This window comes from Bacillus thuringiensis, from assembly GCF_001595725.1.
In the GTDB taxonomy this organism is placed as follows: domain Bacteria; phylum Bacillota; class Bacilli; order Bacillales; family Bacillaceae_G; genus Bacillus_A; species Bacillus_A thuringiensis_K.
Map to the genome: position 1 here is coordinate 559,195 of NZ_CP014282.1, position 21,422 is coordinate 580,616.

Below are 21,422 nucleotides of genomic sequence, written 5' to 3' on the forward strand. Positions count from 1 at the left end.
AATATGTAAAAATGCATAATTGACGAAAAATTTACATGTTATCATTATATATTGTTTTATACATGTTAATTGTATAAAATGACACAAGTATCCACATTACATAAAGGAGGCTTATTATGCAAAAAATATTTAACGGGGTTAAATGTATGAGTATCAATAAAAAATTAATCATTTCATTTTTTATTATTTTAACTATACCAGGAATTATTATCGGTGGTGTTTCATATCAAACTGCCAAAACAAATTTTGAACATCAAATGACAGCTAAAGCAAAGGAGAATATTTCGATTTTAAATACTGTTATTTCTCAAAATATAGAAGAGAAATTTGTTGATGCGACGTACTTTGCAGACATCTTAACAGAGGATACATATCCAAATGGACAGGAAGAAATAGTAAGAACGAAGTTAGCACAATATATAAAGCTTCATCCAGAAGTAGAAGGTATTTATATTGGAACGCAGACGGGAAAGTTTATAAGAGAACCATTTATCCAAATGGCTGATGGGTATAATCCAACAGATAGATCTTGGTATAAAGAAGCACATGAAAATAAAGGGAAAGTAATTGTTACTGCACCATATCAATCAGCATCTACAAAAAATATGGTAGTGACCATTGCGAAAGAAGTAAAAGATGGTAAAGGTGTTATAGGAATTAATTTAAACTTAGATAACATCTTAAAAATTTCCAAAATGATTAACATTGGTGAAAAAGGTTATGCAGTTATTTTAGATCAAAATAAGCAAATTGTTAGTCATCCATCTAGAAAACCAGGTGCGAAAGTTACTGATCCTTGGGTTAAACCAATTTATGAAGATAAACAAGGAAATGTGTCTTATACAGAACAAGATGATAAAAAGAATTTAATCTTTGCAACAAATGAAAAAACAGGCTGGAAAGTAGTTGGAGTTATGTTCGATGAAGAAATTAACCAAGCTGCCAGTCCAGTGTTTTATAAGACTTTAATTGTTATTGCTATCGCTATTGCATTTGGTAGTGTATTAATTTATTTCATTACAAGGTCTATTACAGGGCCATTACGAAAAATAGCTGAATCAGCATATAAAATTAGTAAGGGAGATTTAACAGAGAAAATTACAATCCATTCTAAGGATGACATAGGGAAATTAGGGACTTCATTTAATGAAATGTCTACGTCTTTACAAGATGTTATTACCCAAATTAGCTTTTCAGCAGAACATGTCGCGGCATCGGCTGAGGAGTTAACAGCGAGCGTACAGCAAGCAAATGATGCGACAGATCAAATTACAATTGCAATGGAACAAGTATCAGGTGGGGCTGAATCACAAAGACAAGGTGTTGAAGAAGGTGCGGCTACATTACAACAAGTAAATACAGCAATTCAAGATGTAACCGGAAGCGCAGAGTCAATTTCTATTTCCTCATTACATGCGAGAGAAAGAGCTGAAGAGGGAGAAGATTTAGTTGAACAAACTGCAAAACAAATGCAGTCTATTTCTAGGTCGGTATCCGAGTCAGATGCTATTATTAAACTTCTTGATGAGAAATCAAAGCAAGTAGGAGCTATTTCTGAAGCAATTCAAAACATAGCTACTCAAACGAACTTATTAGCTTTAAATGCGGCTATTGAAGCAGCAAGAGCAGGTGAACAGGGTCGAGGATTTGCTATTGTAGCAGATGAGGTTAGAAAATTAGCAGAGCAATCAGGAGAGTCATCTGGAGAGATTGCAAATTTAATTGCAGAAATTAAGGCGGATATTGAACATACTGTTAAGGCAATGGATAATGTGAATGGAGAAGTTCAACAAGGGCTTGATGTTGTAACAAAAACGAAAGTAAGTTTTACGGAAATTTTAAGTTCTACTACACATATTGTTTCTCAAGTTAATCAAATGGTAGAAACAACGAAGAGAATTGCTGGAGATGCAAATGAAGTGACAAATGCTATTGATGAAATTGCAGCGGCTGCAGAAGAAAATACAGCTAGTATGCAAAGTGTTGCAGCTTCAACAGAAGAACAGGTTAATTCAATGGAGGAAATTAGTTCAGCTTCGCAAAACTTAGCTGGGATGGCCGAAGAACTACAAGCGATGACTAGTAAATTTAAAGTATAATAACAGCAGATAAGTAAGGTGAAAATAATATCACCTTACTTATTTTTCTATTCAGCAATTAGGGGAGTCATTAACGGGATGAAAAAAAGAAAAAGACTATGGAATTTGTGGAAAACGATTACATTGTTAGTTTGTACAGTTGTAATTTTTTCTTTACTTGTGACAGATATATTAATTAGTCATAATGTAGAACGGGCGACGGAGGATAGCCAAGCAGAGAAAGCAAAAACAATTGCACACATTGTGGCGAATGATTCAATTGTAATCAATGGCTTGGTTGGGAAAGCGGATACTCCTGCAATCCAAACGTATACAAATAGGATATTAAAAAACACAGGTGTTCAATTTATTGTAGTTATGGACATGGATGGAATAAGAAAATCTCATCCAGATCCTCAAAAAATAGGTTATCATTTCATTGGTGGGGATGAAGGGCCTGCATTGAAAGGAAAAGAACATGTATCGTTAGCAGAAGGAACTTTAGGTATTTCCATGCGAGTATTTGTACCAATATTTTCTGAAACAGGTGAACAACTTGGAGCAGTGGCTGTTGGTATTTCAGCAGATAATGTAAAAGAGAGAGTTAAGGAAAGTAGACATATCATTTATATTGGTGTCGGAGTTGGGGTATTAGTCGGAATTATAGGAGCAATATTACTAGCTAGACATATAAAGAAAAGTTTATTCGGTCTTGAGCCGCACAGGATAGCAAAAATTCTTGAAGAAAGAAATACGATGCTACAATCTGTAAAGGAAGGTATTATTGCTGTAGATAAAGAGGCTAGAGTAACGTTAATTAATAATGAAGCGAAACGTCTATTTAAAAAAAGCGGACTTGAAGAAGATTTTATCGGTAAAGATGTTGAGTTGTATATGCCAAATTCACGTATAAAAGAAGTATTGAAAACGGGAGAAGTACAATTAAACGAAGAACAAAATATTTACGGAATTACGATTGTGACGAATCGAGTTCCTTTATATGTAAAAGGAGAAATAGTTGGTGCAATTGCAACATTTCGTGATAAAACAGAGATTAGAAAACTAGCAGAGGAACTAACTGGTATTAGACTATATGCAGAAGCATTACGGGCACAATCTCATGAGTTTATGAATAAGATGCATGTCGTATTAGGGCTTACACATATGAAACAGTATGAAGAATTACAGAAGTATATAAGCGGCATGGTATCAGAGCATCAATATGAAATTGGTGGAGTTATGAAAAGAATAAAAAGTCCAGTATTTGCTGGTTTTTTACTAGGTAAGCTCAGCTATGCTAGAGAGAAAAATATAAAATTAATTATAAGTGAAGATTCTTATATGCCGGAAATAGATGATGAAAGTATTACTCATGAACTTATTACGATTGTCGGAAATTTAATTGATAATGCATTAGAGGCAGTTACGAATTGTGAAAACAAGCAAGTTGAAGTTAAGATACAACATGGGGATATACTAACTATTACAGTACAAGATACGGGAAAAGGTATACAAGAAAAAGAAATAGAGGAATTATTTACGAAAGGTTATTCCACAAAGGGAGATAACCGCGGTTATGGTTTGTATCTTGTAAAAGAAAGTATACAGCGAATAAATGGGGAAATTCATATGCATTCATTAGTAGGAAAGGGAACAACGATAACGATTGAAATACCTAAAGGTAGGGATGAGAGGCAAATATGATTAAAGTTTTAATTGTAGAAGATGACCCGATGGTAGCAATGTTAAATACGCATTATTTAGAGCAAGTAGGAGGGTTTGAACTTGTTCAAGCAGTTAACTCAGTAAAGTCGGCGATAGAAATATTAGAGAAATCACGAGTAGATTTAGTATTACTTGATATTTTTATGCCTGAAGAGACTGGGTTTGAGCTTTTAATGTATATCCGGAACCAAGAAAAAGAAATCGATATTATAATGATTTCAGCTGTACATGATATGGGAAGTATTAAAAAAGCATTACAATATGGTGTAGTAGATTATTTAATTAAACCATTCACATTTGAACGATTTAAAGAGGCATTAACTATATATCGAGAAAAACTTACTTTCATGAAAGAACAACAAAAAATTAGTCAATCGGAATTAGATTCGTTAATTTTACAAAAAGAAAAAAGAGAGCCTACTGTCACTAAAGAGCTTCCGAAAGGTTTAACGAAGCAAACGTTGCAATTAATTTGGCAGAAGATCGAGTCTCTGAATGGAAGAGTATTTACAACAGATGAAATGGCACAATTAGTTGGAATTTCAAGAGTTTCTATTCGAAAATATGTAATGTTTCTGACTGACATTGGGGTGTTAGAAAACGAAATGATGTACCAACATGTGGGAAGACCTGTAAGTAAATTAAGATGTGTTGATCAAAAGAAAATAGAGTTTTACGTATAAGCGACTTAATATAAGTCGCTTATACTTTTTTTAATTACAAAATCAATTACAAAACTTACAAAAACTATTTTTACTATTGAAAGCGTTTTAATATTGTTATTAAGAAAACGAGGGGGTGCCATATGGGAATTCAAAAGAATGTGGAAGCGGTATCATTTTCTGAAGGAAATGAAGTACAAAGAGAATCTTTCGCTTCTAAAATTATGAATGTAAAAATCGGTGTTATACCTTTACCGTTATATGTAGTATTGGCTGCTATTATTTATGGGGCATCTGTATATAATAAATTGCCAGCAGATATGATTGGTGGATTTGCAGTTATTATGATCATGGGGATTTTCTTAGGCGATATTGGGATGAGAATTCCAATTTTAAAAAATATCGGCGGTCCAGCAATACTTTCGTTATTTATTCCATCATTACTTGTATTTTTTAACTGGATGAATCCAGCTTCAATGGAAGCTGCGACTATGTTAATGAAAAAATCGAACTTTTTATATTTATATATTTCTTGTTTAGTAGTCGGAAGTATTTTAGGAATGAACCGTAAAGTGTTAGTACAAGGTTTCGTTCGCATGTTTATTCCTTTAGTAGTAGGGACGTTAGCTTCTGTAGCAGTAGGATTATTGGTCGGTTCATTATTTGGATTTGAAATGAAGCAGACATTCTTCTTTATCATCGTACCAATTGTGAGTGGCGGTATCGGGGAAGGGATTTTACCATTGTCGCTAGCTTATAGTGATATTTTAAATGAATCATCAGCAACGTTTGTATCACAGCTTATTCCAGCAGCTATTATTGGAAATATGTTCGCAATTGTAAGTGCAGGGTATATGAAGCGTTTAGGTGAAAAGAAACCGGAGCTTAGTGGTAACGGTGTATTAGTGAAAACAGACAATCAAGCAGAATTATTAAAAGAACAAAATACAGAGAAACCAATTGACTTCTCATTAATGGGAGCAGGTTTATTAATTGCGTGTACGTTCTTCATCTTCGGAGGATTTGCTTCTAAGTTCATCGGTATTCCTGGGGCAATTATTATGATTTTCTCAGCAGCACTTGTGAAATACTTTAAATTAATGCCAGCAAAAATGGAGCAAGGAGCATTCCATTTATATAAATTTATTTCGAAGAATTTAACTTGGCCTTTAATGGTTGGATTAGGATTGCTGTATATTCCGTTAAAAGACGTAGCAGCAGTTCTTTCAGTAGGATATGTTGTTGTGTGCGCATCGGTTGTTCTTACAATGGTAGCATCAGGTTTTCTTGTAGGGAAAGTGATGAAGATGTATCCAGTTGAATCGGCGATTGTAACTGGATGTCATAGCGGTTTAGGCGGAACTGGAGATGTTGCTATTTTATCGGCTTCAAATCGTATGGAATTAATGCCGTTCGCGCAAATTTCGACTCGTTTAGGCGGGGCGGCAATGGTTGTAACGGCGACAATATTATTAAAGATGTTTTCATGATCAAACAAGCTAGCTATATTCATATAGCTAGCTTGTCAAATTAAGGGGAGATTATAAGTATGTTAGCAAATCAAATTAATGAAAGATCATTGTTATTGCATAAAGAATTAGTAGGGAAAATTGAAATTACAAGTAAAGTTGAGGTAAATTCAGCGTATGATTTAAGCCTGACGTATACACCAGGTGTAGCGGAGTCTTGTAAAGCAATTGCGGCAGATGAAGAAACAGTGTATGACTATACAGCACGTGGCAATATGGTGGCAGTTGTTTCAGATGGAACAGCGGTACTCGGCTTAGGAAACATTGGACCAAAAGCGGCTATGCCTGTTATGGAAGGAAAAAGTATTTTGTTTAAGAAATTTGCGAATGTAGATGCTTTCCCATTATGTTTAGGCACAACGGATGTAGATGAAATCGTTACCCTTGTAAAAAATTTAGAGCCTACATTTGCAGGGATTAATTTAGAAGATATTGCAGCACCGCGTTGTTTTGAAATTGAAAAACGATTAAAAGAAGAAACGAATATTCCTGTATTTCATGATGATCAACATGGAACAGCTATTGTCGTTTTAGCAGCTGTTATTAATGCATTAAAAGTTGTTAGCAAACAAATGGATAATGTGAAAATCGTTATTAACGGTGCGGGCTCGGCAGGAATTGCAATTGGAAAATTATTATTAAAGGCTGGTGCAAAGCACATTACGTTAGTTAGCCTAGAAGGTATTGTTTGTGAAGGTGAAACATGGATGAACGAAGCGCAAATTGAAGTTTCAAAAAAGACAAATCGTGAACATGTGCGTGGAACGTTAAAAGAAACGATTCACCAAGCTGATATTTTTATTGGCGTATCTGCTCCTAACGTATTAACGAAAGAACTTGTGCAGACGATGAATGAGAAAGCAATCGTGTTTGCAATGGCGAATCCAATTCCAGAAATCTTCCCTGAGGATGCATTAGAGGCTGGGGCAGCTGTAGTAGGAACTGGGCGCTCGGATTATGCGAATCAAGTAAATAATGTATTGGCGTTTCCCGGAATATTCCGCGGTGCGTTAGATGTGCGCGCAACTGATATTACAGAAGAGATGAAATTAGCGGCAGCATATGGGATCGCTAACATCATTACTGACGAAGAACGTAATGCGAATTATGTAATCCCAAATCCATTAGATAAAAGAGTTGTTCCAAGTGTTGCAGAAGCAGTAGCGAAAGCAGCTATTGATTCAGGCGTGGCGCAAATTACGAAAATACCAAGTTATTAATAGCTAAAAGCAGTGCCTAAAAGGCACTGCTTTTTTGAGATAAGAAATCAAAATAATGAAGAAGTGTAGAATTATTTATATTTCTCCACTATTTATTTAATTCCATTGCAACTTGTTTACCATTCACTAAAACCTCAGTTACTGCTACGATTACTTCTATCATTTTTTTCATCTCTCATCTCTCCTCGTTTCATTTCTTACTTTAAGTATAAGAGAAGAGAGATAATTCAACTATCGAAGTACATGATGTAGAAATTACATTGTTGTAAGAAAGTGGTTTATTTTTGTCACTTTACTCAGCAGTGATTACAAACTGATCATAATATTTTTCATTCACATATATATTTAATAACCATAATCCAGATGAAGGTAGTGACATAGTGAGAGGGAGTTCGTTTGTAGTAGAATCGATTGTATTTGAAGTAGTCCAAGTTTGTTTGGAAGTTTCTTTTTGAAAGAGTACTGGTGTTGGAGTTACAGATCCTTGTTTTAGCGCAATAATAGACAATTTTCCAGTTGGTATTTCAGAATCTAGAAAGTACCACATTATTTCATTTTGTTCATTTGCGATAATAGGACTATCAGCCATTGCGATTTTTCCTTCGATGCCTTTTAAAGGTATTTTTCCGTCTATGAATGAGGGGGCTTCTTCCCAATTTACATCTTTTAAAACACTAAGGTGAAAGAAGGAAGGTGCGTTCACTTGAGTGGATGACGTTGCGACAGCTTCAGTTTTAGATGCTTTTGAATCAGATTGTGCTTGTGTGCATCCAGTGATGAGAAAGGAGAGAAGTAGCATAGTTCCGATTTTTTTCATGGTGCCACACTCCTAGTTTTTATTGTTAGTGTAATTGTATTTGCTAGAAGGCGGGACAATTCCTTTAAAGTATAAAAAGAGGTCGTAAGTTTTGTACGACCTCTTTTGACATTTTTTATCCCGTAAAAGCCCGATTGGTGTAGGTTAATAATTAGTGGGAGATAGCCCCAACTAATTAAAGTTTCACATTATACTTGTTCAGTTGTATAGGGTGGTTCGGTTTCTTTTTGAGGCATCGTCAAAAAAATAACGGACAGAACGATACATACGCCGCCTAATAATTGATATGTTCCAAAAGATTCATTTAGCCAAGTGATTGAAACGATGGCAGCTACAAGGGGTTCAATGCTAGATAAAATGCTTGTTTCTGTTGCTGCTAAATATTTAAGACTACCGATATATAGAAGGAAAGAAAGGGTACCACTAATAATGATAAGAATAAGCATAGAAAAGGTTTTTAGTGTAAGAGTTTGTGAAAATTGATTCCACCCGAATGAACGATTATAAATAAGTAGTACAATTCCTCCGATTAACATCCCCCAACCAATTACTACAGTTGTCCCGCATTCTTTAATGAGAGAAGCCGGATGAAGGGTATAAAATGCAAATCCGATTGCTGTTAATAGTCCAAAAATAATAGCTTCTTTGGATAAAACAATATTTTCAATTGAGCCATTTGTAATAATAAAGTATGTTCCTATTAGCGCGGCTATAATTGCGAATAGTTGCATGGGAGCAGGGAATTTTCTTTGTTCAAATGCAACATACATGGTAATAAGAACAGGACCTAGAAATTGAAATAGCGTTGCTGTGACTGCATTACTAATATGAACCGTTTCGATAAAGGCGTATTGCGCACCAAGCATGCCGAGAATAGAGAAAATAATAAGTTGTATAGAATATCTAGGGTGTTTCCAAATTTGAAATATGTTTTGTTTCTTTATAAGTAAGAAAGACAAAATAAATATTCCTGCAAGCAACAATCGAATTGTTAAAAAATCAATTGAGGATACATTAGTATGCTGAAATAGCCACTGAATCATTGGACCAGATAATCCCCATAATGTAGCCCCTGTAATAATCATAATGAGTCCGATACGTTTAACATTGTTCATTATCATGTTTCTCCTCTCCAGTATTTGATTTTTTATGTGTGACATGATAAAAGGAATTATATATAACTTCTGGTACTGTAAAAAGTATCAGATTTTAGTTTTATTAAGGGGTCAGATATTATGTTAGAATTAACGCCTAATTTAAATATGAATAGTAAAAAGGCATTATATGTGCAATTGTATGAGTATATAAAAAAAGAAATTAAAGATGGATCGATTGTCCCTTTTACGAAATTACCAGCTAAGCGAAAGTTAGCGATACATTTACAAGTAAGTAAAAATACAGTAGAGGCAGCGTACGAACAATTACTTGCAGAAGGTTATATTGAGCCGATATCGAGAAAAGGTTATTTTGTATGCAAGATTGAGCAAATGGTTCATGTAGAGGATAGCGGAGAGAGAATAGAAGAAGTACCGTTTCAGGAGAAGAGTTATAAATTTGACTTTACACAAACAGGAATTGATACAAATGCTTTTCCATTCAATATGTATCGGAAAATTGTAAATGAAGTATGGCAGCCGCATAATAACGAACTTCTCTTTCTAGGACACCCTCAAGGGGAAGCGAGCTTAAGAGAAGAGATTACGAATTATTTGTATGAATCTAGAGGTGTGCGTTGTTCAGCTAGTCAAATTGTATTAGGAGCGGGAACACAAATATTAGTGAAACTATTGTTTCAATTGTTAAAGGGAAGCAATTATGCAGTTGAAAACCCAGGGTATCATAGGAAGATGGTTGTTTTTGAACAGGGAGAAGCAAGAGTCCAAATGTTATCTTTAGATAGAGATGGAATTTGTATTGCAGATTTAGAAAATAGCAATGCGAATGTTGTATTTGTTACACCTTCCCATCAGTTTCCAAATGGAATGATTATGCCTATTACGAGAAGGATGCAGCTTTTACAATGGGCAAAGAAAGAAGAGGGCAGGTATATTATTGAAGATGATTATGATAGTGAATTTCGCTATTCTGGAAAGCCTATACCGGCGCTGCAAGGATTAGATACAGAGGGGAAAGTTATTTATATGGGGACGCTATCTAAAGCATTATTGCCATCGCTACGGATGAGCTATATGGTGTTGCCGAAGAAATTAATTAAAAAGTATCAACAGCAATATTTATTTTATACACAAAGTGTTTCAAGAATGGACCAAGAAGTGATTAGAAGATTTTTAAATGAAGGCTATTGGGAAAAACATATTCATAAAATGCGTGTCGTCTACCGAAAGAAGAGAGATCGACTTGTTTTTGAAATAGAGAAGTATTTCTCTAATCGTGTTGAAGTGATAGGAGAAGATTCGGGATTACACATTTTATTAAAAGTGCATAATGGAATGCGGGAAGAAGAATTAATTCAAGAAGCTGCGAAATATAGTATCAAAATATATCCTGTGTCTACGTACTATAAAGATGGTACGGCGCCTGAGAATGTAGTTTTGCTTGGGTTTGCGATATCATCAGAGGAAGAAATTGCGAAAGCGATTCAATTATTACACAAGGCATGGTTTACAAGAAAGTAAAAAACATCCTCCAAACATGAGGATGTTTTTTATTATTTATTTTCATCTAAGAATAAGACCATATGCTCTTCGTCCCAATATTGTCCGTTATATTTTAATGAACGTTCTTGTACACCGAATGTTTTAAAACCTAATGACTCATAAAGTTTTTTTGCTCCATCGTTGCCAACAACAACATCAAGCATAACTTGTTCTACTTCTAAAGATTTAGCAAGTTCAAGACATTCTTTAATAAGTGCTTTTCCTGCTCCAAGTCCGCGTGCTTTTGGAGAAACATATACAGAACCGATTTTAGCTTTATGTTCTTGTTTTACATATGGTTTCGTTTCCAGTGTTGCAACCCCGATTAATTTCCCATCTTTAAATGCACCTAGCGTATAGTTTTCATCTTGTGCTAATTTTTGTGCTTTATATTCAATCGCACACTCTTTATTAATAATATCTTCATAAGAAGAGCTGAATGCTTCAGGGTTTTGCTTTAATCCTTCTACGCGAAGTTCTAAGTAAATTTCTGCTTCGTCTTTTGTTAATACATGGATATCCAATTATATCACCCTCCAAATCTTTGACAAATGTATCTTTATTTTATATTGAAATAAGAATAATTTCAAAAGCTTAGCTTATATAAGCTGTTTTTATGAACAAAATAACACCAGTAGTGTTTACTACTACTGGTGTTTTCACACGCATATTATTCAAAAGGTATATCGATTATAAAGTTTGTTCCCGCTCCTAATTGGCTTGTTACTAGAATAGAACCGTTATGCAATTCTACAATTTCTTTTGCAACAGCTAGCCCGATACCTTTTCCGCCTGTAGCTCGTGTTCTGGATTTATCAACACGATAAAAACGGTCAAAAATATGCGGGATATCTTGTTCAGGAATACCTTCACCTTCATCTTGTACACTTATTGTAAAAGAATCTGTTTCCATGAGTACACGTATCGTAATGGATGTGTTTTCTGGCGAATGTTGATAAGCGTTGTGTAATAAATTTAACATAACTTGTTCCATACGTCTTTCGTCTATGCAAACTTCTAAATCATCTTTGCAATATACATGAAGTTGCATTTGCTTATTTGTTAATGTTGTTTTTGTTTTTTCTACCATTCGTTCTAAAAATGGCTGAAGAAGCACTTTTTGTTTTTTTATAACAAATTGGTGTTGTTCTAATTGTACAAGCATAAATAAATCTTGGACGAGATCGGTTACACTATCCGTTTCATCCTCAATGATTTGTAAGTATTCTTCTCGCTCCTCTTTTGTTAAAGAGTCTCTCTTTGCTACCTTCGCATAACCTTTCATATAGGTCAATGGAGTTAATAGTTCATGAGCGACACTAGCGAGAAATTCATTGCGCTCTTTTTTCATATACGTAAGTTCACTCGATAAATCTTCAATTGTTTTTGCTAAACTTCCGAGTTCATCATTTCGCTTAATACCTAATTGAATTGGCTTGTTTAATTTTGACATTTTTTCTGTCGCTCTCTTCATTTTTACAAGTGGTTCTGTAATAACGCGTGAAAAAACAAAGACAGAAATTGTTGTTAAAATAATTGTTAAAACGCTAATGATAAGAAATTGGTTCATGAGTTTAAGTAACATATTTTCTAGGAAAGATGTTTTTAATAACATATATAGCTTTCCTTGAAACTTTGTTGTGTTAAGTGGGCTTACTGTTGTGATGAACTTTGATTTTTTCCAGTTCCTTTCAACGACCAACCCGCCGTCTGGGACAGTTTCTGTTTTACAAGTAAGTTGTTTTTGCATATCTTTTGTTACGGGTTCTGAGGTGGAAATAATTTTGCCGTTATGGTCAGTAATAATGATAGCTATATCGGAGTTAGAAATTGATTCCGATTCAACTAAGTGTGCAGCCTCATTCGTAATATCGAACTCAGGGTACACAGGACGTTTAGGATTTTTATTATGTTCAGCGTGTTTCATTTCTTTATAATATTCATCCCGTCTCTCGCGGCTTTTAATTTTTTTACTATAGCGATTACCTTTCTCTAAAAGAGCATCTGTTTCCTCTTCAATACGTATTTTTGAAAGGCTTTTATAAAAAGATACGAAAGCAATTGTTTCAATACATAAAGCTAATATTAAAAAGTATGTCCCAATTTTAAGGGAAAGTTTACTCATTTTTTCACCATACCTTATCCATAATAAAGAGTCAGTGGTATACGATTTCCCACTGACCGAAGTAATTATTCACTTTTCCATTTATATCCGACTTTATAGACCGTTTCTAGGTAATCTTCAATCGGAAATCCTTTTTTGCGTAGTTTATCACGGATATTACGAATGTGTGAATCAATTGTTCTATATTCGATATCTGTTTCATAGCCCCAAATTTTTTCGATTAAATCATCTCGGCTATAAGCTCGGTTTGTATTTTGCAAAAATAGTCCGAGTAACGAAAATTCGATAGGAGTTAGCGAGATTTTTTCATCATAAACTGTGACAGTATGTTTCGTTTTATCCCACTCAATACCATTGAAACTAACAAAACCATCTTTTTTTGTACGGCGTAATATAGCCTCGATTCGTGCGACTAATACATGCTCATCAAATGGTTTTGTAATATAATCATCTGCGCCCATCGTGAGGCCTTTCACCATATCGTAGTTTTGGTTGCGAGCTGTTAACATAATGATAGGAACGTTGGAAATTTGACGGATTTGATAGCAAGTATCCCATCCATCCATACTTGGCATCATAACATCTAATAAAATAATATCGAATTCTTTTTGTTCGATTAAATTTAGTGCTTCAAGGCCAGAGGTAGCTTTCATGCAAAAATAGCCGCGAGGGCTTAAGAACAGATCTAATAATCGTAACATACGTTCTTCATCGTCTACTAATAAAATTTTTACCATAATCTTGTGCACCCCAAACTGTTCATTCTACTTATATAGTTTACATGAAAATAATAAAAAACTCTTTTTATGTGATTGAGTGGAAGAGTTATTTTTCGCTCAGAGTAATTGACATAAAAAATGCACTAGTTTTGCACAACTATTTTTTATAATAGAAAACGTAGCGACACAAAATACCCTATGTTGCGACATAACGTCATGTCATTTTATTTATAAAATGACAATTCCATTCTATTGTGTATGTGAGATAGAGAGGGTTTTCGTATTCACCTCGCATCGGATAAGAAAAATTTCCTATCTCACACTTTTTTTAAAAAGGAGATCATACACATGAATCCAAAAGAAGAAATTTCAAAAAAAGAAAAGCAAGATCGTAATACGGTTGTCATGTGCGTTGCCGTATCTATGGTTATTATTATAAGTTGCGTAAATAAAATTTTGGGGATTTTATAATATAAAAAAAGCTGATTGCTTCTTAAGAAGCAATCAGCTTTTTTCATTGTTAGGGGAGTATTTCTATTATGCCTTTCGAGAGGACTCCGTAAGTGAAGGTGGTGAGGTGAATCGAAAAAAATATTTTATTTTCAAAAAAATATAGGGAACATACGTTCTTTTTTTGCTATAATATCCTTAACAAGGGGGTGAATAAAATGACAAAGGAAAATCCATCAAACTATAAAACTCTTCAAATTTGGATTAAAAAAGGGCATCGTATGTATTCTTATTTTCAAGAATGTTGTCATAATGCTAAGAACATGTACAACACCACAAACTTTTATATACGTCAGGTGTACACTGGATTAACACAAGAAAAAGAGTTGCAGCCTTTGCAAAAAGAAGTTCTGGATAATATTCATAAAAATATTGGTAAGATGAATGACACACAACTTCTTGCCTATCAGAAGAAATTGGAAAAAGAGAATTTAAAGCCTAAAGAAGAACAGAAAGAGATTAAATGTAATTTGTTTTCAGAACCTAATTTTGAAAAACCTTATGTAGATTACAACTTTCTAGATGCACTATTTAAGGCTATGATTCAAAATGATTATCGAGCTTTGCCTACGCAATGTAGCCAGTCAATCATGAAATGTTTGTTCCAAAATTGGAAATCTTTTTTTGCTAGTTTAAAAGACTATAAAAAGAATCCAAACAAATATGCTGGAATGCCTAGGATTCCAAAGTATATTCGTTCTTCTGAAAAAGAGATTCTGTATACAAACCAAGATTGCATCATTAAAAACGGTAGATTTTTAAAGTTTCCAAAGACGAAATTGCAATTAAATATTGGGAAACTAGGTTTCACTGAAGGTAAACTGAAACAAGTTCGTGTGATTCCAAAATACAATGAATATGTAGTGGAATTGGTAATTGATGTTCCTTCTGAACAACAAATGATTGAAGAGAATGCTCGTTATATGAGTATTGATTTAGGGATTGATAACCTTGCAACCATCGTAACAAACACAGGTATGAAACCTGTCCTTGTTAAGGGCAAACATGTCAAAAGCATAAATCAATATTACAATAAAATGAGGAGTCATTTTACAAGTATTCTTAGAAATGGAAAACAAACTAATAAAGGACCTTTTACTTCTAAAAGGATAGAAAAACTTCATCAAAAACGTTACTTGAAAATAAAAGATGTCTTCCATAAAGTTAGTCACCACATCGTAAAACTAGCTCAAGAAGAAGAAGTTTGTAAAATCGTTATTGGTCAAAACAAAAGTTGGAAACAAGAAACGAATATGGGAAAAAGAAATAACCAATCGTTTTGTTATATCCCGCATAATTTACTGATTCAAATGATTACATACAAAGCAAATGCTGTAGGCATTCAAGTTGTTGTAACTGAAGAATCATATACATCGAAAGCAAGTTTTCTGGATAACGACTTCATTCCAACGTATGGAGAAAATGACCAAAATACAACTTTTTCAGGAAAACGAATAGAGCGCGGCATATATCGTTCAGCAAATAAAACTTTAATTAATGCAGATGTAAATGCTGCGGCTAACATTTTACGAAAAGTAATCCCAAATGCATGGACAAATGGGATAGAGGGGTTAGGCGTGAAACAGCTCGCTAATGTGTTAACTCCCCTGACGTTAATCATCCATTAGGTCGAAACGTTAGAAACCCCCACTTCAAGCTTTGCTAAGTGGGGGAGTGTTCATATGATAAACCAAGGTAAAATTGCTAACCCAGAAGTTACAATTGCTGTAGTAAATATTAAAAGCATAGCTCGTTTGTTTTGTTTCATGTCACATTCTCCTCTACATATCAAGTACATGCGATCAGCGTGGGATGTAGTTCCCCACTGAGTAAAGTTTCACTTTATATTTTTAGTATAATGAATGGAAAGGTTTGGTACGATCGATAAAGGTGACATGAAGATTACATTGTTGTAATGAAAAAACATCTTTCTTATTAAGAAAGATGCTTTTGGAAAACTCCCCCACTGAGTAAAGTTTCACCTTATATTGAAGTATTAATCATTTAAGAACAGAACCATATGTTCCTCGTCCCAATATTGACCGTTATGTTTTAATGAACGCTCTTGTACGCCGTAAGTTTGGAAACCTAATGACTCATATAATTTTTTTGCTGCATCGTTACCAACTACAACATCGAGCATAAGTTGTTCTACATGTAATTTATCGGCATTTTCAATAATTGCTTTAATTAGAGCTCGTCCTGCTCCGAGACCACGTGCTTTTGGAGAAACAAAAACGGAGCCAATTTTTGCTTTATGTTCTTGTTTAATAAATGGTTTTGTTTCTAAAGTAGCGATACCAATTAAATCATTATCTTTGAAGACACCTAGAGTATACTTATCCGGATTGCTTAATCGTTTAGCCATAGCAGCCACAGGATTTTCATGTTTAAGAACATCTTCATAAGAAGAGCTAAAAGCTTCCGGATTCTTCGTTAAACCTTCCATACAAACTTTTAAATATATTTCTGCGTCCTCTGTTGTTAATAAGCGAATTTCCATAGTTGTAACCTCCCTGGTGGATTTCAAATAAATCCATTACTTTTATAAGATTGAGTATATGTTTTGTTAGTATTCTCTTTTAATTTGTAAAAGAATGAAAAGATATATGCTACAATGTTTTGTTTTAATTATGTAATGAAATTATATATTAACTTTGTTAACTATTCAAGTGTTTAATATGTTACATTTTTATAACTAAAATAACTCCTCGATTGAGGAGTTATTTTTTAAACATTGGATTGATAGCCATCAATTCGTTTTGGATGTGTGTAAATATTACAAGATTCATTTCTAATAAACCCTACGACTGTAATGCCTAAATCATGGGCAAGTTGCAATGCCAGTTTTGTTGGAGCGGATTTAGATAGAACAATTTCACATCCGATTTTTGAAACTTTGAGTAAAATTTCGGATGAAATACGTCCGCTAAATGCGATGATTTTTCCTTTAATCGATATATCGTTACGCAAACAATGACCATATATTTTATCTAATGCATTATGTCTTCCAATATCCATTCTTGATAGGAGGATATTGTTTCGATCACATAGCGCGGTATTGTGAACACCACCAGTTTGGCGAAAGGTAGTGGAAGATTGTTGTAAAGTATTCATTAAGTAAAAGCATTCTTCAGGAGTAATTTTTACATGTATATCATGTAAGTCTTTTGCTTTTGCTGCGTCGTTTACGAAAATAAAACCTTGTCTACCTTTTCCGCAGCAAGAAGTGATGTATCGTTTATTATATAAAGTTTGATAGAGCGGATTCACTTTTGATGATTTTACATGGACAATTCCGTTATCTTTTTGAACCCATAGTTCTTCAACATCTTTATAGGAAGAAATAATCCCCTCAGAAATTAAAAAACCAATTACCATATCTTCAATATAATTTGGTGTGCATACGACTGTTACATATTCTTCACCATTCAACTTAATAGTAATAGGAGATTCTGTAACAATCTCATCAAGCTGTTTTGAAAATGTACCAGATTGATAGCGTACAATTGTATAAGTCTCTTGCGTAGGCCCCATATTAAATTCCCCTTTTATATGTATTTCTCTCCCACATTTATCATAAAACAATGGAAAAAATAAAAACACCTATTAACAAGAAGATCACAGATTATTTTGGTTATTATTGTATATGTACGATATAATAGAACTGTAGAATAGTGATAATTTCAAGCTTTCGTAGTTATACCTTATAACATCTAGAATCGACTTCATAAGAAAGTATTTGGGTAGAGCGTTTCAAAAATATGTACAGTAATGCGATTTTGAAAACGGATTCATAATTGTGTTGTACAGTTGGTTGTAAGGAGAGGGGAAACTATGGCAGAACAGACAGTCCGTGTAACCGTCGATGGTAAAGAATTTTCTGCATCAGGTGAAAAGACGATACTACAATTATTTAACGAGAGTAATTTGGAACATCCTCAAATTTGTCATGTACCAGAAGTAGATCCAATTCAAACTTGTGATACGTGTATTGTAGAAGTAAATGGGAAGTTAATGCGTGCTTGTTCAACGAAATTAGAGAATGGTATGCATATTGAAAGACAGTCCCAGCGTGCAAAAGAGGCACAGACTGAGGCAATGGATCGGATATTAGAGAATCATTTATTGTATTGTACTGTTTGTGATAACAATAATGGTAACTGTAAAGTCCACAATACAGTACATATGATGGGGATTGAGGAACAGAAATATCCGTATGAGCCGAAAGTAAGTGCGTGTGAAGTGGATATGTCACATCCATTTTATCGATATGATCCAAATCAATGTATTGCTTGTGGGCAGTGTGTAGAAGTATGTCAAAACTTACAAGTGAATGAAACTATATCGATTGATTGGAGATTAGACCGTCCACGTGTTATATGGGACAATGGTGTAAGTATAAATGACTCATCTTGTGTAAGTTGTGGGCAGTGTGTAACAGTATGTCCATGTAATGCGTTAATGGAAAAAACAATGCTGGGTGAAGCTGGATTCATGACAGGATTGAAACCGGATGTGTTAGATCCGATGATTGATTTTGTAAAGGATGTAGAACCTGGATATAGTAGTATTTTAGCAGTTTCAGAAGTAGAGGCTGCGATGCGTAAGACGAAAGTGAATAAAACAAAAACAGTTTGTACATTTTGTGGTGTAGGTTGTTCATTTGAAGTATGGACGAAAGACCGCCACATTTTGAAAGTACAGCCTGTTTCAGATGCGCCGGTTAACGGTATTTCCACATGTGTAAAAGGCAAATTTGGATGGGATTTTGTAAATAGTGAAGATCGCATTACGAAGCCATTAATTCGCCAAGGAGATATGTTTGTTGAAGCTTCATGGGAAGAGGCTCTTGAAGTTGTTGCATCCAATATGCAGCATATTAAATCAGAATATGGAAGTGATGCATTTGGATTTATTTCTTCTTCGAAAGTAACGAATGAAGAAAATTATCTTATGCAAAAACTAGCCCGTCAAATATATGGAACGAATAATGTAGACAACTGTTCCCGTTATTGTCAATCTCCAGCAACAGACGGTTTATTTAAAACTGTCGGTATGGGCGGGGACGCTGGAACAGTGAAAGATATTGCGGAAGCAGGCCTTGTCATTATCGTTGGAGCAAATCCAACAGAAGGACATCCTGTACTTGCAACGCGTGTAAAACGTGCACATAAATTACATGACCAAAAATTAATTGTGGCGGACCTTCGTAAACATGAAATGGCAGAGCGTGCGGATTTATTTATTCATCCTCGCCAAGGAACTGATTACGTATGGCTCGCTGGTATTACGAAATATATTATTGATCAAGATTGGCACGATAAAAAGTTCATAGCTGAAAATGTGAAGAATTTTGATGAATATAACAAAATGGTAGAAAAGTATACGCTTGATTATACAGAAGAAATTACAGGGATTTCGAAAGAAAATCTGAAAGAAATGGCTCGTATGGTATATGAAGCAGATGGTACTTGTGTGCTTTGGGGAATGGGTGTAACGCAAAATACGGGAGGAAGTACAACTTCAGCAGCAATTTCAAATCTATTGCTTGTTACGGGTAACTATCGTCGTCCTGGTGCAGGAGCATACCCATTACGCGGACATAATAACGTACAAGGCGCTTGTGATATGGCAACATTACCAAACTGGCTTCCGGGTTACCAAGCGGTTTCAGATGATGCGCTCCGTGCGAAATTTGAAAAAGCATACGGTACTACAATTCCGAAAGCACCAGGCTTAAATAATATTGCAATGTTACTTGCGGCAGATGAAGGAAAACTGCGTGGTATGTATGTTATGGGTGAAGAAATGGCTTTAGTAGATTCGAATGCCAACCACGTACAACATATTTTAGCGAATTTAGATTTCCTCGTTGTTCAAGATATGTTCTTATCGAAAACAGCTCGTTTTGCTGATGTTATTTTACCGGCAGCACCAAGCTTAGAAAAAGAGGGAACATTTACGAATACAGAGCGCCGTATTCAAAGATTATATGAAGTATTGAAGCCGCTTGGTGATTCAAAGCCAGACTGGTGGATTTTACAAAAAGTAGCTCGTGCACTTGGCGGGGACTGGAATTATGAAAGTCCAAGTGAAATCATGGATGAAATTGCATCGCTTGCACCTTTATATTCTCAGGCAACATACGATCATTTAGAAGGATGGAATAGTTTATGTTGGGGTAGCCATGATGGCAGTGATACACCGCTATTATATGTGGACGGATTTAACTTCCCGGATAAACTAGCTCGTCTATCATTAGATGAATGGGTACCACCAGTTGTAGCACCAGATGAGTATGATTTACTTTTAAATAATGGTCGTATGTTAGAACATTTCCATGAAGGGAATATGACGAATAAATCGGCTGGTATTTTATCTAAAGTATCTGAAGTATTCGTTGAAATCTCGCCGGAACTTGCCCTAGAGCGCAATGTGAAAGATGGTGGTCTTGTAGAATTAGCATCACCATTTGGGAAAATTAAAGTACAGGCACTTGTTACAGATCGTGTAACGGGGAAAGAGCTATATTTACCGATGCATGCAACGGTAAATGAAGAGGCAATCAATATTTTAACTGGAACGGCGACAGATCTTTATACGTGTACACCAGCGTACAAACAAACGATGGTAAAGATGCGTGTACTACGTGAAAAAGGGAATCGTCCGTTACCATCTTCAAACCCGAGAGATAAAAAGCGTAATCCGCAAAACGGTGTTGAAATCGAGCAAAAATGGCAAAGAAAACAATACGTATCACTTGTGGACTAGGGGGCGGAGATAGTGGCGAAAGAAATTACTGTAATTAAAAAGAAAGTGGTAACAGAAGAAGAACAGAAACAGCAAGTAGCAGATGAACTTCTAAATGAGCTATCTAATAATCGTGAAGCAGTAGAAGAAACGATGCAGCTTTTAGCACAGTTGCAGAAGGCTGGTATATTAGATGCGGCAATTAGTTTACTTGCTGCGAAGGAAGATGTTTCAAAAATCGCTGTGGAGCAATTAAATCGTGAACCCGTTAAAAATGCGTTAAATAATATGATGGGGGCAGGAGAAGTGTTATCTTCAGTTGACCCAGAAATAACGAAGCAAATTACGTCAAGTTTAGTTACAGGATTGCAATTTGCAACAGACGAATTAAATAGTGGTAAAAAAACAAAAGTGATGGATTTCTTTAAAGTATTAAAAGATCCAGATATCAATAGAGCTATTACATTCGGTTTTAGCTTCTTGAAAGCGTTTGGACAAGGGTTAGAGAAAAAATAGAATAGATGAAAAAGTGATGGGGAGTAACCATCACTTTTTTTATTGTATGTATAAGAGTGTTCATGTTAAGCGGAATATATTATTATTAAAAAGATGGATTAGAACTGGAAA

The 21,422-nt window shown here is 34.7% G+C and carries 17 protein-coding genes; 10 read left to right on the top strand and 7 right to left on the bottom strand.

Annotated features, from left to right (window positions below; all coding sequences use genetic code 11):
• Window positions 1-257: 257 nt before the first annotated feature.
• From AXW78_RS02845 to AXW78_RS02865, 5 genes are all read left to right on the top strand, one after another.
• Window positions 258-2,099, top strand: coding sequence for a methyl-accepting chemotaxis protein (locus AXW78_RS02845; RefSeq protein ID WP_416135241.1), 1,842 nt, complete (start codon window positions 258-260; stop codon window positions 2,097-2,099).
• A gap of 78 nt (window positions 2,100-2,177) precedes the next feature.
• Entirely contained in the window at window positions 2,178-3,782 is a 1,605-nt protein-coding gene (locus tag AXW78_RS02850) for a sensor histidine kinase (protein WP_000746400.1), read from the top strand.
• The gene (locus AXW78_RS02855; RefSeq protein WP_000598666.1) at window positions 3,779-4,486 is read left to right on the top strand and encodes a response regulator; all 708 of its coding nucleotides are present in this window, start codon (window positions 3,779-3,781) and stop codon (window positions 4,484-4,486) included. The genes AXW78_RS02850 and AXW78_RS02855 overlap by 4 nt, the downstream gene beginning before the upstream one ends.
• A 122-nt stretch (window positions 4,487-4,608) precedes the next feature.
• Entirely contained in the window at window positions 4,609-5,955 is a 1,347-nt protein-coding gene (locus tag AXW78_RS02860; protein WP_000512725.1) for a 2-hydroxycarboxylate transporter family protein, read from the top strand.
• Between the two features lie 59 nt (window positions 5,956-6,014).
• Window positions 6,015-7,214 (top strand): NAD(P)-dependent malic enzyme, encoded by a 1,200-nt coding sequence (locus AXW78_RS02865; RefSeq protein WP_000880788.1) that lies wholly within the window; start codon window positions 6,015-6,017, stop codon window positions 7,212-7,214.
• 292 nt (window positions 7,215-7,506) lie between these two features.
• Here the strand turns inward: AXW78_RS02865 and AXW78_RS02870 are convergent, their stop codons facing one another.
• Both AXW78_RS02870 and AXW78_RS02875 read right to left on the bottom strand, forming a co-directional pair.
• Complete coding sequence (locus AXW78_RS02870; RefSeq protein WP_000719688.1) at window positions 7,507-8,031, bottom strand: DUF4871 domain-containing protein; 525 nt, start codon at window positions 8,029-8,031, stop codon at window positions 7,507-7,509.
• A 188-nt stretch (window positions 8,032-8,219) separates the two neighbouring features.
• Window positions 8,220-9,146: a DMT family transporter gene (locus AXW78_RS02875; protein ID WP_001067022.1), complete on the bottom strand. Its 927-nt coding sequence runs from the start codon at window positions 9,144-9,146 to the stop codon at window positions 8,220-8,222.
• A gap of 120 nt (window positions 9,147-9,266) precedes the next feature.
• Between AXW78_RS02875 and AXW78_RS02880 the strand changes: the two genes are divergently transcribed.
• Entirely contained in the window at window positions 9,267-10,667 is a 1,401-nt protein-coding gene (locus AXW78_RS02880; protein WP_061883765.1) for a MocR-like pyridoxine biosynthesis transcription factor PdxR, read from the top strand.
• A 32-nt stretch (window positions 10,668-10,699) separates the two neighbouring features.
• On the opposite strand, the gene AXW78_RS02885 is transcribed toward AXW78_RS02880, so the two are convergent.
• The 3 genes from AXW78_RS02885 to AXW78_RS02895 form a co-directional block, all read right to left on the bottom strand.
• On the bottom strand, window positions 10,700-11,212 hold the full coding sequence (locus AXW78_RS02885; protein WP_000351212.1) for a GNAT family N-acetyltransferase: 513 nt from the start codon (window positions 11,210-11,212) through the stop codon (window positions 10,700-10,702).
• Between the two features lie 146 nt (window positions 11,213-11,358).
• Window positions 11,359-12,813: a HAMP domain-containing sensor histidine kinase gene (locus AXW78_RS02890; protein WP_000041021.1), complete on the bottom strand. Its 1,455-nt coding sequence runs from the start codon at window positions 12,811-12,813 to the stop codon at window positions 11,359-11,361.
• Window positions 12,814-12,878: 65 nt separating this feature from the next.
• Window positions 12,879-13,550 (bottom strand): response regulator transcription factor, encoded by a 672-nt coding sequence (locus AXW78_RS02895; RefSeq protein WP_000238960.1) that lies wholly within the window; start codon window positions 13,548-13,550, stop codon window positions 12,879-12,881.
• 330 nt (window positions 13,551-13,880) lie between these two features.
• Between AXW78_RS02895 and AXW78_RS35215 the strand changes: the two genes are divergently transcribed.
• Together AXW78_RS35215 and AXW78_RS02905 are read left to right on the top strand one after the other, a co-directional pair.
• Window positions 13,881-14,003: a hypothetical protein gene (locus AXW78_RS35215; RefSeq protein ID WP_001068392.1), complete on the top strand. Its 123-nt coding sequence runs from the start codon at window positions 13,881-13,883 to the stop codon at window positions 14,001-14,003.
• Between the two features lie 197 nt (window positions 14,004-14,200).
• Window positions 14,201-15,670, top strand: a complete 1,470-nt coding sequence (locus tag AXW78_RS02905) for an RNA-guided endonuclease InsQ/TnpB family protein (RefSeq protein ID WP_061883766.1) — start codon at window positions 14,201-14,203, stop codon at window positions 15,668-15,670.
• Window positions 15,671-16,038: 368 nt separating this feature from the next.
• Here AXW78_RS02905 and AXW78_RS02910 read toward each other — a convergent pair whose 3' ends face one another.
• On the bottom strand, window positions 16,039-16,545 hold the full coding sequence (locus AXW78_RS02910) for a GNAT family N-acetyltransferase (protein ID WP_000405883.1): 507 nt from the start codon (window positions 16,543-16,545) through the stop codon (window positions 16,039-16,041).
• A gap of 227 nt (window positions 16,546-16,772) precedes the next feature.
• The gene (gene fdhD, locus AXW78_RS02915; RefSeq protein WP_000529231.1) at window positions 16,773-17,579 is read right to left on the bottom strand and encodes a formate dehydrogenase accessory sulfurtransferase FdhD; all 807 of its coding nucleotides are present in this window, start codon (window positions 17,577-17,579) and stop codon (window positions 16,773-16,775) included.
• Between the two features lie 300 nt (window positions 17,580-17,879).
• Here fdhD and fdhF point away from each other — a divergent pair, with 300 nt between their 5' ends.
• Together fdhF and AXW78_RS02925 are read left to right on the top strand one after the other, a co-directional pair.
• Window positions 17,880-20,816 carry a formate dehydrogenase subunit alpha gene (gene fdhF / locus AXW78_RS02920; protein ID WP_061883767.1) on the top strand — a complete coding sequence of 979 codons (2,937 nt, stop codon included), beginning with the start codon at window positions 17,880-17,882 and terminating at the stop codon, window positions 20,814-20,816.
• 12 nt (window positions 20,817-20,828) lie between these two features.
• On the top strand, window positions 20,829-21,311 hold the full coding sequence (locus tag AXW78_RS02925; protein ID WP_061883768.1) for a helical membrane plugin domain-containing protein: 483 nt from the start codon (window positions 20,829-20,831) through the stop codon (window positions 21,309-21,311).
• Window positions 21,312-21,422 lie beyond the last annotated feature (111 nt).

Coding starts and splice junctions, on each gene's coding strand:
- AXW78_RS02860 (WP_000512725.1), top strand. CDS start 4,609: ATGGGAATTCAAAAGAATGTGGAAGCGGTATCATTTTCTGAAGGAAAT.
- AXW78_RS02875 (WP_001067022.1), bottom strand. CDS start 9,146: ATGAACAATGTTAAACGTATCGGACTCATTATGATTATTACAGGGGCT.
- AXW78_RS02895 (WP_000238960.1), bottom strand. CDS start 13,550: ATGGTAAAAATTTTATTAGTAGACGATGAAGAACGTATGTTACGATTA.
- AXW78_RS02855 (WP_000598666.1), top strand. CDS start 3,779: ATGATTAAAGTTTTAATTGTAGAAGATGACCCGATGGTAGCAATGTTA.
- AXW78_RS35215 (WP_001068392.1), top strand. CDS start 13,881: ATGAATCCAAAAGAAGAAATTTCAAAAAAAGAAAAGCAAGATCGTAAT.
- AXW78_RS02890 (WP_000041021.1), bottom strand. CDS start 12,813: ATGAGTAAACTTTCCCTTAAAATTGGGACATACTTTTTAATATTAGCT.
- fdhF (WP_061883767.1), top strand. CDS start 17,880: ATGGCAGAACAGACAGTCCGTGTAACCGTCGATGGTAAAGAATTTTCT.
- fdhD (WP_000529231.1), bottom strand. CDS start 17,579: ATGGGGCCTACGCAAGAGACTTATACAATTGTACGCTATCAATCTGGT.
- AXW78_RS02870 (WP_000719688.1), bottom strand. CDS start 8,031: ATGAAAAAAATCGGAACTATGCTACTTCTCTCCTTTCTCATCACTGGA.
- AXW78_RS02905 (WP_061883766.1), top strand. CDS start 14,201: ATGACAAAGGAAAATCCATCAAACTATAAAACTCTTCAAATTTGGATT.
- AXW78_RS02910 (WP_000405883.1), bottom strand. CDS start 16,545: ATGGAAATTCGCTTATTAACAACAGAGGACGCAGAAATATATTTAAAA.
- AXW78_RS02850 (WP_000746400.1), top strand. CDS start 2,178: ATGAAAAAAAGAAAAAGACTATGGAATTTGTGGAAAACGATTACATTG.
- AXW78_RS02845 (WP_416135241.1), top strand. CDS start 258: ATGACAGCTAAAGCAAAGGAGAATATTTCGATTTTAAATACTGTTATT.
- AXW78_RS02865 (WP_000880788.1), top strand. CDS start 6,015: ATGTTAGCAAATCAAATTAATGAAAGATCATTGTTATTGCATAAAGAA.
- AXW78_RS02880 (WP_061883765.1), top strand. CDS start 9,267: ATGTTAGAATTAACGCCTAATTTAAATATGAATAGTAAAAAGGCATTA.